The organism is Proteus sp. fly-1013 (assembly GCF_040140245.1).
Lineage (GTDB): Bacteria > Pseudomonadota > Gammaproteobacteria > Enterobacterales > Enterobacteriaceae > Proteus > Proteus mirabilis_B.
The window spans coordinates 43,916-57,519 of the sequence record NZ_JBEEWD010000012.1; the positions used below are offsets into that span (position 1 = coordinate 43,916).

General features: G+C 37.5%; 13 protein-coding genes. 8 read left to right on the forward strand and 5 right to left on the reverse strand.

Annotated features, from left to right (window positions below; all coding sequences use genetic code 11):
* Window positions 1–96: 96 nt before the first annotated feature.
* Complete coding sequence (emrD, locus tag ABN236_RS18155) at window positions 97–1,281, reverse strand: multidrug efflux MFS transporter EmrD (RefSeq protein ID WP_318621016.1); 1,185 nt, start codon at window positions 1,279–1,281, stop codon at window positions 97–99.
* 337 nt (window positions 1,282–1,618) lie between these two features.
* On the opposite strand from emrD, the gene fpr reads away from it, so the two are divergent.
* A complete protein-coding gene (fpr, locus tag ABN236_RS18160) occupies window positions 1,619–2,365 on the forward strand; it encodes a ferredoxin--NADP(+) reductase (protein ID WP_349474602.1) in 747 nt (248 codons plus the stop codon).
* Between the two features lie 65 nt (window positions 2,366–2,430).
* Here fpr and ABN236_RS18165 read toward each other — a convergent pair whose 3' ends face one another.
* Complete coding sequence (locus ABN236_RS18165) at window positions 2,431–2,862, reverse strand: DUF805 domain-containing protein (RefSeq protein ID WP_194951579.1); 432 nt, start codon at window positions 2,860–2,862, stop codon at window positions 2,431–2,433.
* A 97-nt stretch (window positions 2,863–2,959) separates the two neighbouring features.
* On the opposite strand from ABN236_RS18165, the gene ABN236_RS18170 reads away from it, so the two are divergent.
* Both ABN236_RS18170 and tpiA read left to right on the forward strand, forming a co-directional pair.
* The gene (locus ABN236_RS18170; protein WP_349474603.1) at window positions 2,960–3,595 is read left to right on the forward strand and encodes a DUF1454 family protein; all 636 of its coding nucleotides are present in this window, start codon (window positions 2,960–2,962) and stop codon (window positions 3,593–3,595) included.
* Window positions 3,596–3,701: 106 nt separating this feature from the next.
* The gene (tpiA, locus tag ABN236_RS18175) at window positions 3,702–4,472 is read left to right on the forward strand and encodes a triose-phosphate isomerase (RefSeq protein ID WP_349474604.1); all 771 of its coding nucleotides are present in this window, start codon (window positions 3,702–3,704) and stop codon (window positions 4,470–4,472) included.
* Between the two features lie 105 nt (window positions 4,473–4,577).
* On the opposite strand, the gene ABN236_RS18180 is transcribed toward tpiA, so the two are convergent.
* Both ABN236_RS18180 and pfkA read right to left on the reverse strand, forming a co-directional pair.
* Window positions 4,578–5,579, reverse strand: coding sequence for a sulfate ABC transporter substrate-binding protein (locus ABN236_RS18180; RefSeq protein ID WP_349474605.1), 1,002 nt, complete (start codon window positions 5,577–5,579; stop codon window positions 4,578–4,580).
* Window positions 5,580–5,842: 263 nt separating this feature from the next.
* Window positions 5,843–6,820, reverse strand: coding sequence for a 6-phosphofructokinase (gene pfkA, locus ABN236_RS18185; RefSeq protein ID WP_075673000.1), 978 nt, complete (start codon window positions 6,818–6,820; stop codon window positions 5,843–5,845).
* Between the two features lie 534 nt (window positions 6,821–7,354).
* Between pfkA and fabG the strand changes: the two genes are divergently transcribed.
* Window positions 7,355–8,110, forward strand: coding sequence for a 3-oxoacyl-ACP reductase FabG (fabG, locus tag ABN236_RS18190; RefSeq protein WP_166539327.1), 756 nt, complete (start codon window positions 7,355–7,357; stop codon window positions 8,108–8,110).
* 143 nt (window positions 8,111–8,253) lie between these two features.
* Here the strand turns inward: fabG and cpxP are convergent, their stop codons facing one another.
* On the reverse strand, window positions 8,254–8,805 hold the full coding sequence (gene cpxP / locus ABN236_RS18195) for a cell-envelope stress modulator CpxP (RefSeq protein ID WP_349474606.1): 552 nt from the start codon (window positions 8,803–8,805) through the stop codon (window positions 8,254–8,256).
* Window positions 8,806–8,991: 186 nt separating this feature from the next.
* Here cpxP and cpxR point away from each other — a divergent pair, with 186 nt between their 5' ends.
* The 4 genes from cpxR to ABN236_RS18215 all read left to right on the forward strand — a co-directional run bounded on the left by cpxR (window position 8,992) and on the right by ABN236_RS18215 (window position 13,604).
* On the forward strand, window positions 8,992–9,690 hold the full coding sequence (cpxR, locus tag ABN236_RS18200; RefSeq protein WP_023583423.1) for an envelope stress response regulator transcription factor CpxR: 699 nt from the start codon (window positions 8,992–8,994) through the stop codon (window positions 9,688–9,690).
* A 12-nt stretch (window positions 9,691–9,702) separates the two neighbouring features.
* The gene (cpxA, locus tag ABN236_RS18205; protein WP_349474607.1) at window positions 9,703–11,073 is read left to right on the forward strand and encodes an envelope stress sensor histidine kinase CpxA; all 1,371 of its coding nucleotides are present in this window, start codon (window positions 9,703–9,705) and stop codon (window positions 11,071–11,073) included.
* Between the two features lie 384 nt (window positions 11,074–11,457).
* Window positions 11,458–12,555, forward strand: a complete 1,098-nt coding sequence (locus ABN236_RS18210) for a DegT/DnrJ/EryC1/StrS family aminotransferase (RefSeq protein WP_349474608.1) — start codon at window positions 11,458–11,460, stop codon at window positions 12,553–12,555.
* The gene (locus ABN236_RS18215) at window positions 12,555–13,604 is read left to right on the forward strand and encodes a glycosyltransferase (protein ID WP_349474609.1); all 1,050 of its coding nucleotides are present in this window, start codon (window positions 12,555–12,557) and stop codon (window positions 13,602–13,604) included. Before ABN236_RS18210 ends, ABN236_RS18215 begins: the two co-directional genes overlap by 1 nt.

Consider the following 13,604-nt stretch of genomic DNA (forward strand, 5'->3'; position numbering starts at 1 on the left):
AGTAGCCTAGGCTACAAAACCAAAATGCCGAGATTTTTTATCTCGGCATTTTTTATTTAACTTACTGTATCAGTCAATTAATACTGTATCAGTCGATTAAATAGTATGTTCTTCATGGCTAAAACGATGAGCCAAAGGAAGCCAACAAAGTACAATAGCCACCGACATACCAAACATAATCATACCTAAGCTAAATTGGTTATGCTGTGGTAATAAAGCTGAAAACCATGTTGCTACGCCTGAGCCCACATTTTGTAAACCACCCACCAATGCACCCGCAGAGCCTGCTAAATAAGGGAATGGCTCCATCGCACCTGTTGTTGCTAATGGGAATAACATACCTGCACCAAAGAAAAACAGTGCCGCGGGTACCAGTAATGTCCAGATATTAATAATATTTAGCCAACCAGGGATCCACATTAAAATACCCGCAGATAAACAACAAAAAACAGAGTGCCACATCAGTTGCACAAAGGTTTTACCTTCACGACCAGCATACCAAGCCCCAAAGAATGCCGCAGGGATCGGTAAAATAAATAATATACTGATAGTAATACTATTTAAGCCTAATACTCCCCCCATTAACACACCGCTTGATGCCTCAAAAACAGCAATACCGGATAATGCGCAAATCAGCATAATCAAGAATGCACTGAAGGTACTATTTGAAAGCAGTAAGTAAAATGATGATAGCATTTTACGTTTTTCAACTTGTACTGGGCGCGTTTCTGGCATCCAACGATACATACAAAAAAGAACGCTGCTTCCCAATAATAATAAGAAGATATAACACGCATGCCAGCCAAAGAAGTGAGCAACAACACCACCAATCATCGGCGCTAATAATGGGCTAACTAAAACACCCATATTTAATAAGCTATTGGCGTAACGTAATGCAGTTCCTGTATATAAATCACGAGGTTGAGTACGTGTCATGACACCTGCAACACCGGTTCCCATCCCTTGTAAGGTACTTGCAATAACCAGTGTGGTTAAATTTTGCGAGAAAATTGCCACCAGCGTTGATAAACAAAAGATCGTCATTCCGACTAAAATAACAGGACGACGCCCTACTTTGTCGGAAATAGGTCCATAAATTAACTGTGAAAAACCATAAGAAAAAAGATAAGCCCCCATTACTTGCTGTACCGCCCCAGTGGGTTCACCAAAGTAAACCGCCATATCAGCAATAACAGGAACATAAATAGTTTGAGTCATTTGACCCACAGCAACCAGTGCAATTATCAATAATAATAAATTTGCATGTTCTAACTTTCTCATTTCTTTTCTTTGCTCAAGAATTTCAGATAAATAAATTAACGGACAGGCGCACACCACAGAGAATTTATAAAAATAAACTCCGTAAAATGCATACCTTTTCAGAATGAGACTAAGTTAACAAATTTGGAGAAATTTGCGAGATAGCCAGCAATTTTTGTATAAAGATTAATGTCAGAGAAATACACCATAGTTGTCAATATAAATGTACATATTGTGTCATTTATTGACAAAATCTTAGATTAATCACATCACCACACCATCTTGATAAATAAAAAGCCGCTTCCTATTTAGAATAAATAAGCAACATAAGCATGTTTATCAAAAGGAGATAATCTCTATGGCTAATTGGGTGAATGGAAAAGTTACTCAAGTTCATCACTGGACTGATGCGTTAATGAGTCTCGTCGTCAATGCTCCTATTGATAAGTTTACAGCCGGGCAATTTGCAAAATTAGCGCTAGATATTGATGGTGAGCGAGTACAACGAGCCTACTCTTATGTAAATGCACCAGATGATCCAAATTTAGAATTCTATCTAGTAACTGTTCCTGATGGAAAATTAAGTTCTAAATTAAGCGCACTAGAAGTCGGTGATGAAGTACTGGTAACTGAACAAGCCAGCGGCTTTTTTGTATTAGAAGAGATTCCCACAGTAAATACGCTTTGGATGCTTTCGACGGGAACAGCCATTGGCCCTTTTCTATCTATTTTGCAATTAGGACACGATCTTGAGCGATTTGAAAATATCGTTCTTGTTCATGCTGTTCGATACGCCAATGACTTAAGCTATTTACCTCTAATGGAAAAACTCGTTGAACGTTATCAAGGTAAGTTACGCATTCAAACCGTTGTCAGCCGTGAAAATCATATTGGCTCATTAACAGGACGTATCCCTGCACTCATTGAAAGTGGCGCTTTAGAAAAAACGGTTGGCTTAACTATCAGCCCAGAAGAGAGCCATATTATGTTGTGTGGTAATCCTCAAATGGTCAGAGACACTCAACAATTATTAAAAGAACAACGGGAAATGCGTAAGCACTTACGACGCAAACCCGGACATATCACCAGTGAGCAATATTGGTAATAATACAAAAAATAAGGGTGAGTCTATTTATCTCACCCTTATTCATTTGATTTTAATAATATGAATTAACGCCAACGACGATAGTTCACTTGTTCTGCTTGTTTACCAAAGTAGTTTTCGCCGTCATTACCGACAAATACACCGCAATCAAGCAACATGATCATCCCAATAAAAGAAGGAAGAAAGCGTCCAATCGCCCATTGCCAAAATGGTTCTAAACTACTGGTATCGGCTAACCCTAACATCACGGCAAGTAGGAGTAATAAAAGCCATATCCCTCTTTTATTTCTGTCATGAAGTCTTTTTGTAAAAATTGCACATAGCGGATAAAGAATAAAAAGGAATACTATCCATATTACAGTGGTAGGTAATGGGTAAATCACATCGTTAATAATAAAGAGGCCTAAAAACAGCGCAAAGCAAGCACCCAAACCAGCCCAGAAGTCACGACGCCCAATTCGTCCTTTGAATGAAAATGCCCAATGTTGTAAGGTCATAAATTCTCAATAATTTACTTAATTTGTGAATTACACTGTCCATTTAGTATCAAATAATACAGACTAGCCAATAACAGCACAGACAAGCGGAGGACAGATGATAAAAGCAAACACACTTTCTACGTTATACCTGATAATCATAAGCATTGCTCTTTGTTTGCCAACTTCTGTTTTTGCAACAGAGATGTCTGTCGCACAAAAACAGCCTACAAAGGATGACATTGCTTATCTTAAACAAGATGCACCTGTTTTTGAGATAACTATTCCGGAGCTAAGAGCCAAATTTAATCAACAAAATCCGTTGTTATCGCTTAATGAATATAAAATTATCACCAATCACGATATTGCGATCCCTCTTGTCAGAGCAGCAACACGCATCACGCCTTATCTCTATTCATCTGCAATACTAGAGCGCGGTAGCGAAAAAATAAAAAGTTTACAACTAACGCTGATCCACTCCCCTGATTCACCTGAACTAGAAAAGATAAATCGTGAGATCACAACGCAATACATTATTACTTTGGTTTCTCAATTTGACTCATCAATAACCTCAGAGCAAATTCAAGAGGCTCTTAATTTATTCGCATTTAAAAATCAAACTTCTGATTACATTAGCCATGATGTGGGTGCAATTCGCTATATTATTGTCCATGAAGGTGACCAATTAACAACCTTCGCCATTGAACCGATTAAGCTTTCTTTAAACAGCAAGATCGTTTCAGCTATTCCGTGATAAAAAACAAAGCTATTCTATTCATTGTTCTCTATACTGTTGTGCATCAACAGAATTCGTGTTTATTAGCAAACTAAATTTAAACCACTCGGTTGGAGGAAAAGTTATGCGCCATCCATTAGTCATGGGTAACTGGAAACTCAACGGCAGCATTCATATGGTTCATGAATTAATTGCTGCATTACGTAAAGAAGTTAGCGGTGTTGCTGGTTGTGATGTTGCTATCGCACCACCAGCAGTTTACCTATGCCAAGCACGCCATGAAATTGGTGGAAGCCGTATTGCATTAGGTGCTCAAGATACAGGTGTTAACTTATCAGGTGCTTTCACTGGTGAAACTTCAGCAGAAATGCTGAAAAACGTTGATGTTAAATACGTTATCATTGGTCACTCTGAGCGTCGTACTTATCATAAAGAATCTGACGAGTTTATCGCTCAAAAATTCGGCGTATTAAAAGAGTTAGGTTTAACACCAGTATTATGTATTGGTGAAACTGAAGCAGAAAACGAAGCTGGCAAAACTCAAGAAGTATGTGCTCGCCAAATCGATGCTGTATTAAATGCACATGGCGCAGCAGCATTTAAAGATGCCGTTATCGCTTATGAGCCAATCTGGGCTATCGGTACAGGTAAATCAGCAACTCCAGCACAGGCTCAAGCTGTTCATAAATTTATTCGTGATCATATCGCGAAGAAAGATGCCGCTATCGCTGAACGAGTTATCATTCAATACGGTGGCTCTGTTAACGATAAAAATGCAGCGGAACTGTTTGGTCAACCAGACATTGATGGTGCATTAGTTGGTGGCGCTTCACTGAAAGCTGACGCATTTGCCGTTATCGTTAAAGCAGCAGCACAAGCTAAAGCGAAAAAATAATTTTTATCTTTCTGACCTATGCGGTTAATCGATAAAAAATAGAGAAAATCACCTTACTGGATATAAAACAGAAGGTGATTTTTTTGTTTCTCTCACCTTTAATTATCAACGACGACTAATTTCATCAAAGATACCGCCTGTCGCAAAATGTATTTTCTGTGCGGATTGCCAATCACCAAAAACTTCATTCAGTGTAAATAGTTCTAGTTTTGGAAAACTGTTTTGGTATTTCTCTGCTATTACTTTATCTCTAGGGCGATAATAGTTTTTTGCTGCGATCTCTTGCCCTTCTGGTGAGTAAAGATAGTCTAAGTACGCCGTGGCAATTTCTCGCGTTCCTCGTTTATCAACAACCTTATCGACTACCGACACCGTAGGCTCTGCAAGAATAGATATTGATGGTGTAACTATCTCAAATTTATCTGCACCTAATTCATTAATCGCTAATAACGCTTCGTTTTCCCATGCAATCAATACATCACCAATACCTCGCTCAACAAATGTATTTGTTGCTCCTCTCGCACCTGAATCTAATACTTCGACTTGCTGATAAAGTGCTTTAACAAAGGCTCTAGCTTTTTCACTATCTTGATGATTGGCTTTTAATCCATAGCCCCACGCCGCAAGGTAATTCCATCTTGCACCTCCTGAAGTTTTAGGATTAGGAGTAATAATTGAAACCCCCGGCTTAATTAATGAATCCCAATCAACTATTTGCTTAGGATTTCCTTTTCTCACCAGAAAAACGATTGTTGAAGTATAAGGCGCTGAATTATCAGGTAATCGTGTTATCCATTGTTTATCGATACTTCCTCTTTGCGCGATTGCATCTATATCATAGGCAAGGGCTAATGTGACAACATCTGCCTCAATGCCATTGATAACTGATGTTGCCTGCTTTCCTGATCCACCATGTGATTGGCGGATAGTGACTTTATCTCCCGTTTTTTGCTCCCAATACTGACTAAATGCTTGGTTATACTGCTGATAAAGTTCTCTCGTTGGATCGTAAGAGACATTTAATAGTTGAATATCTTTAGCCCATAAAATATTAGAAAAAAGTAATGTCACTAAAGCTGCCGATAATAAACCCCATTGTTTAAACATATCTATCCATCCCCTATCGTTAAGTATTTAACTAGGCTGACAGAAAGTTTTATAACGATGAAATAACAAAAAGCCGATGGATATACACAACAGGAATATAACTATCAATATAAGGGGAATAAGATGAAATAAAGGAGGATAGAGATCGTTAAGTGAAATGTTTTCACTCGAGAAGCTACTCTGACACAAGCAGAATGTATCAGAGCAGTTCACGAATAAGGATAGAACTCAGAAAGGCTCGGGTATTGCGAAAAATCTATTAATTAATACAGTTTTTTCGCTGTTTCATACCAGTCAGCTTTAAAGACACGTTTCATATTCATAACCGCGTCAATAATATCATGGTGAACCAGTTTTTCGTTTTGAATACCGACACAACGACCGCCATAGCCTTCTAATAGCAGTTGTACAGAGTAAGCACCCATACGAGAAGCAAGAATACGATCGTAAGCAACTGGAGAACCACCACGTTGGATATGGCCTAATACCGTTGCACGTGTTTCATGTTTAGTTTCAGCTTCAATAAAACGTGCTAATTCATGCACATCACAAACGTGTTCTGTAATTGCGACGATTGCATGACGTTTACCACGTTCAATACCTGCTTTGATTTCTGCCAGCAGTTCATCACGGTTAAATGGTAATTCGGACTCAGGCAGAACAACAAATTCACAGCCCCCAGCAATTGCCGCAGACAGTGTTAAGTCACCACAGTAACGTCCCATCACTTCTACGATAGAGATACGTTTGTGAGAAGTTGAGGTATCACGTAAACGGTCAATAGCTTCAACAGCAGTTTCTAATGCAGTGAAATAACCGATGGTGTAGTCAGTACCCGCTACGTCATTATCAATTGTGCCCGGTAAGCCGATACATGGAAAACCTGCTTCCGTTAATTTTTTTGCACCTAGATAAGAACCATCACCACCAATAACGACTAAGGCATCAAGCTCATTTTGTTTCATGTTTTCGATGGCAACAGCACGCACATTGTCTTCACGGAATTCAGGGAAACGAGCAGAGCCAAGGAATGTACCGCCACGGTTGATCATGTCTGACACGCTAAAACGGTCGAGTTTTTTCATGCGATTTTCGTATAGCCCCATATAGCCATCCATAATCCCATAAACCTCTAAACCTTCACTTAGTGCGGCACGAACAACACCACGGATCGCGGCATTCATACCTGGTGCATCACCACCACTTGTTAAAACCCCAATTCTTTTGATCCCATTGACCATGATTACCTCTGATTCTTATTCGATGTAATTATTGCAAAATTGTTGGAATAACTTTTTTATCTCAATACCGGCTTGTCTGGTGTTATATACCGATATCGCAAATGCTGAATTGATTCAACAATACCATTGTACGCATATTTTTTACCAGTTCATCATTATCGTACATTTTTTTTCATAAACTTGATGCGCATTAAACTAATCAGATAGCCTGTATAAAGATTATACTAGTCTATCTCAAATGTGTTTCACTAATAAGTTAACACTTTTTATACAGACACTTTACTGCCTTTTTGCATTCATCTCAAAAAAACGCTATTTATGCTAAAAAATAGCATCGGCATATTTTGATAAATATTCAGTTTTTCTCTTAAACAATGTTTTATCTGCCGTTTATCTTCCTATTTTGATAAGTCATCCTTTTAAAGAAAAAAATCATCTAAGGTACATTTGTGACTTATGGCAAAGTTCTTTGGTTCATTCTCCGCTTTTTAGCTTAGACTGATACAGTAGAACTTACACTTAATAGGAGGTTTTATGTTTGATTTAACGGGTAAAATCGCTTTAGTTTCAGGTGGCGCAAAGGGTATTGGCAAAGGTATCGTTATCGCACTAAAAAACAGTGGTGCGAAAGTGATTATTGCGGATATTGATGATGTAGCAGGTAATAAAACAAAAGATGAATTAGATGTAGGTTTTATGCATCTTGACGTCACTCAGCAATCTGCCTGTGAAAAAGTCATTGATGATGTCGTAAAAGAGTATGGCAAACTCGATATTCTTTGTTCCAATACTGGCATTTTCCCTCAAGCAACGATTAAAGAAATGACAGAAGCTGACTGGGATAAAATGCATACCGTAAACTTAAAAGGCATGTTCTTTTTAGTAAAAGCCGCACTTCGTGTAATGGAGAAACAAAAACAAGGTCGAGTGATCATTACCTCTTCCATTACGGGAGCAATCACAGGCTATCCAGGTTGGAGCCACTACGGCGCAAGTAAAGCAGGACAACTTGGCTTTATGCGCAGCGCAGCATTAGAATATGCACGTCATGGTATTACCATTAATGCTGTGATGCCGGGAAATATTCTCACTGAGGGTTTGCAAGCCCAAGGCGAAGCCTATTTAAATCAGATGAAGGCTTCTATCCCAACTCACACATTAGGTGAGCCAGAAGATATCGGCTACGCTGCCGCATTCTTTGCATCGAATGAAGCAAAATATATTACAGGCCAGACAATTATCGTCGATGGCGGACAGATTTTACCTGAATCGCCAGAGGCGCTGTTGTAGGTTTTTTGGATAAAAAAAAGCCCCTCTCCAGAGGGGCTGCAAAAGACAGGGATGGTGTCTATGGCAAGGAAAAAACTTCGTTGTTGCTACTTACTCTCTAACTAGGTACATCTTTACTACACTCTTACTCAACTACTTACTAATTAGTTACGTGTGTCAAAATCTGACATTTGCTGTTGGTAATTCTTTTCCAACTGCGCTTTCTGTTCTGGGGTTAACAACTGATACATCTGATTATGGACTTTTGCCATTTCTACATGGCGTTCAATTGCTTGTTTGTCCATATCTTGCATCTGTGCTCTTACTGCAGCTTCATCAAATTGAGGTGCTGTCACTAATTTGTGCATATTCTCATGACGTTGACGGTAATTTCCGTTATATCTGTCTTGATGATGCTGGCGCATTAAATCGCGCATTTGAGTACGTTGTTGCTCAGTTAATGTGATACCGTTAAACATACGTGATTCGGCATAACCGCGATCCATCATATGTCCACCGTTGTTCATCATATGGCCGCGTTGTCCGCGATGACCTCGATAATCACGGTCACCATGCATACCATAGCCATAATCACAGTGATAATTGCCATTATATCGTTGCTCAGTAGGCGGATTGGTGTTGGCGGTTTCGGCTAACACTACCGTCGGAGCTGCCAAAAACATTGATGCTAATGCAACTACTGCTACTTTACGCATTGCTTTCACTCCTAATTTGGTAATTTCATACCGACCTAATTAATGCTACCTAAATATGTGTAATTCTTTGCTATGTGGATTACTATACCGTTGCGGCTGCAAACTAGCGTCAGAGCGTGTAAAAGAACGTAAAGTCATAGATTCGCGCTATTTATTATCGTATTTTTCTCTTGGAGGAATTGACGAATGCATAAAATCTTATTAGTGGATGACGATCGCGAATTAACATCGCTATTGAAAGAACTGCTTGAAATGGAAGGCTTTAATGTTGTAATCGCCTCTGATGGCGAACAAGCACTTAAACTTTTGGATGCTTCTATCGACCTGTTATTACTGGATATTATGATGCCACGTAAAAACGGGATTGAGACACTCAAAGAGTTACGCCAAAATTTCCAGACCCCTGTCATTATGTTAACGGCAAGAGGCAGTGATCTTGACCGAGTACTTGGCTTAGAGCTTGGTGCTGATGACTATTTACCAAAACCTTTTAATGATAGAGAGCTGGTTGCTCGTATCAGAGCTATTTTGCGTCGTTCTAACTGGAGCGAACAAAAACAGACTGACAGCAATACATCTCCAACATTACAGGTCGATAAATTACAACTTAATCCTGGTCGACAAGAAGCAAGTTTTGATAATGAACCGCTAGAGTTAACGGGAACTGAGTTTACTTTGCTTTATCTACTTGCTCAGCACTTAGGGCAAGTCGTATCACGCGAACATCTAAGTCAAGAAGTGCTTGGCAAGCGCTTAACACCGTTTGATAGAGCGATTGATATGCATATTTCTAATTTACGCCGTAAATTACCAGAAAGAACAGATGGACAACCTTGGTTTAAAACTTTACGTGGCCGCGGTTATCTGATGGTTTCAATAACTTGATAAATATTCTTTATGATAAATAGTCTGTCAGCGCGCATTTTCGCAATATTCTGGCTGACGCTAGCACTAGTTCTTGTGCTAGTTATGATGGTTCCAAAGCTGGACTCGCGCCAGCTTACCCCTCTTTTAGAGAGTGAATACCGTCAAGGCGTTATGCTAGAACAACATATCGAAGCTGAATTAGCTCAAGATCCCGCTAACGATCTCCTTTGGTGGCGTCGATTAATTCGTGCCATTGATAAATGGGCTCCACCTGGTCAGCGCTTAATTATTGTTACGAGTGAAGGCCGTATCATTGGTGCTCAACGTAATGAGATGCAGGTTGTCAGAAACTTTATTGGTCAATCTGATAACGCAGATCACCCTAAAAAGAAAAAATATGGTCGTTCTGAGATGTTAGGACCATTTTCTGTAAGGGATGGTGAAGACCATTACCAACTTTATCTCGTGCGCCCTTCAAGTAGCCCTCAATCTGACTTTATCAACTTATTATTTGATAAACCGTTATTGCTACTCATATTCACCATGCTTATCAGCACACCATTATTAGTGTGGCTTTCTTGGAGCTTAGCAAAACCTGCAAGACAGCTTAAAAATGCGGCAGATGATGTTGCTAAAGGCAACCTACGCCCTCACCCTGAACTAGAGACTGGTCCGCAAGAATTTTTAGCCGCAGGTACAAGTTTTAATCAGATGATAAGCGCACTAGAACGCATGGTTGAAGCACAACAACGCTTAATTTCTGATATTTCTCACGAGTTACGAACACCATTAACACGCTTACAATTAGCGAGCGCATTGTTACGTCGTCGTAGTGGAGAAAGTAAAGAGCTAGAGCGTATTGAAACTGAGACTCAACGCCTTGATGGCATGATTAATGATTTACTGGTTCTTTCACGCAACCAACATAAAAACGAGTTATTACGTGAAACAGTAAAAGCCAACGAACTGTGGGATGATATTTTAGATAACGCTAAATTTGAGGCTGAACAGAGTAATAAGACGCTACAAGTGACAACACCTCCGGGAGCATGGCCTATCTACTGCAACCCATATTCACTTGCTAGTGCATTTGAAAATATTGTTCGTAATGCTCTACGTTATTCAAATTCTCGCATTGAGGTTGCCTTTACTGAACGAAACCAAGGTATTACGATTATTGTTGATGATGACGGTCCAGGTGTTAGCCCAGAAGATAGAGAGCATATCTTCCGACCGTTCTACCGAACAGATGAAGCAAGGGATCGCGAGTCAGGTGGTACTGGCTTGGGATTAGCTATTGTCGAGACGGCAGTAAGCCAGCATAGAGGCCATGTTAAAGCCGATGATAGCCCATTAGGTGGGTTGAGGGTTGAGATTTGGTTGCCGAGGGCTGGAAAATAGCCTTAATGCCTATTAATTTTTATTAATAAATTATATAAGAAACCACTAGTCATTCAATCCTATGATTAGTGGTTTTATTTTCATGTTAATTATAAATATAGTTCTCAGTCCCATTTTAACTCAATAGTTTCTTACTGAAGAATATGATCAGATAGCTATCATTTCCAATTATATTGCTCATTACACTTTTATAACTTAATCAATAGACTATCTAATACTACTCCCTAATAATATTGCCCCAAGCAATGCATTACTGCATTTCATAAAGCTCACTTTAAGACTAATATATTTACATTGTGTATAATAACAAAACTATACACATCATGAACTCTGGGTACTTTCCCAGTGCGGTAGCTATATCTTTAGCTTTCAGAGAATAAGTTAATGAATACAATAACAGTCACAAGTCCATTGTTTCCACCATTGGAAACTTTAGAACCTTACTTAAAAGATATATGGGATAAAAAATGGCTAACGAATAATGGATATTATCATCAATGCCTTGAAAATGCGCTTTGTGAATACCTAGATATCCCTTATATTAGTTTATACTCGAATGGAACATTAGCTTTAATAGCTGCAATCAATGTATTAGAACTTCGAGGAGAGGTGATAACGACACCATATAGTTTTGTTGCAACAAGTCATTCTCTATTACACAGTAATATCTCCCCTGTCTTTGTTGATATCGAACCAGATACCTATAATATTGATCCAAGTAAAATAGAAGCTGCAATCACAGATAAAACAAGTGCAATTTTACCTGTTCATGTTTATGGTCGACCATGTAATTATGAAGCAATACAAAAAATTGCAGATAAGTATAATATTCCTGTTATTTATGATGCAGCTCATGCCTTTGGTGTTAAAGAGAATAACCAATCAATATTAAAAAAAGGTGATCTATCTATTTTAAGTTTTCACGCAACTAAAACTTACTCTACCATCGAAGGGGGAGCAATTATTTGTCACACCAAAGAAATGAAAGAAAAACTCGATAGATATAAAAACTTTGGTTACACAAATGAAACAACAATTGACGAATTAGGCTTCAATGCAAAACTCAATGAAGTACAAGCTGCATTTGGCTTAGCTACATTAAACTATATCGATGAAGCAATAGATAAAAGACGAAAAGTCTCTGAGTTTTATCACTCTCATTTAAGTAATATGCCTGGCATTACTCTACCTACTATACCCGAAAACTTAAGATGGAATTATTCTTACTATCCTATAATAATCGATGAGAATAAATATAGTAAAAAAAGAGATGAGCTTTATCTAAAATTAAAAGATAATAATATTATAAGCCGTCGATATTTCTATCCATTAATTACTGACTTTAATATTTATAGTCAATATAAAGTAGAAACACCAATTGCAAAAAAAATATCTGAAAATGTTATTTGCCTACCAATTCATCACTTATTAAGTGATAACGACTTATATAGAATCATAAATGTTATTAAAAGCTTAAAATAATGATAATAAATAAATTGATAACACCTCTCTCTGAAAAAGAAATAATCGATAGATGGGACTCTAAAGAGGTTATCGTTAGTGTAATATGTTGCACGTATAATCAAGAGAAATATATAGAAGATACTATACTTGGTGTACTTTGCCAAAATACATCTTACAGATATGAATTTATTATACATGATGATTGCTCTACGGATTCAACATCAAATATAATAAAAAAATATGCTGATAACTATCCTAATATAATTAAACACATCATTCCACCTAAAAATATTTATTCACAAGGAATACAGCCTGGAATTAATGCGTTCTCATTTACAACAGGTAAATATATTGCTCTATGTGAAGGTGATGACTTTTGGATAGATGAAAATAAAATAACAAAACAAGTTGAAATTTTAGAAATAGAAAAAAGCATTAATTTATGTTTTAGTTCAGCTTATACACTACAACCCAATGGAAAGATTGAGGTTACAGCAAACTATAACGATGAAATTTTTATTTCATCTATTTCCACTGTTATTCGTCAAGGTGGCGCATATATGCCCACTGCTTCCATTATATTTAGAAGAGAAGTTTTCATTTTATTTAAAGATAATTTTTCAAGAGCCTCCATTGGTGACTATTACTGCCAAATACTTGGTAGCATAGGAAAGGGAGCTATATATTTACCAGATATTACATGTGTCTATCGTATCAATTCTGTAGGTTCTTGGTCTGAAAACAGAAAAAATATTAATAAAGAGTTTTTATTTTCAGAAATAAATGAATACGAGAAATATTTATATAAATTAATTAACTTAGATGTAGATAAAAAAGATATAGACTTTGCACTAGCAGATCTTATAAGAATAAATGCCAATCAGTTATTCCTTAAAAAAGAATGGAATGGCTCAAAGTCATTAATTATAAAATCTTGGAACCTTTATAAGGATATAAATAGAAATCAAGAAAAACTATATTTATATAGAAATTTTTTGCCTATTTTATTTATAAGAGAAAAAATAAAAATGTTATTAAAGAAAATAAAATTTAAAAAAATAGGATGA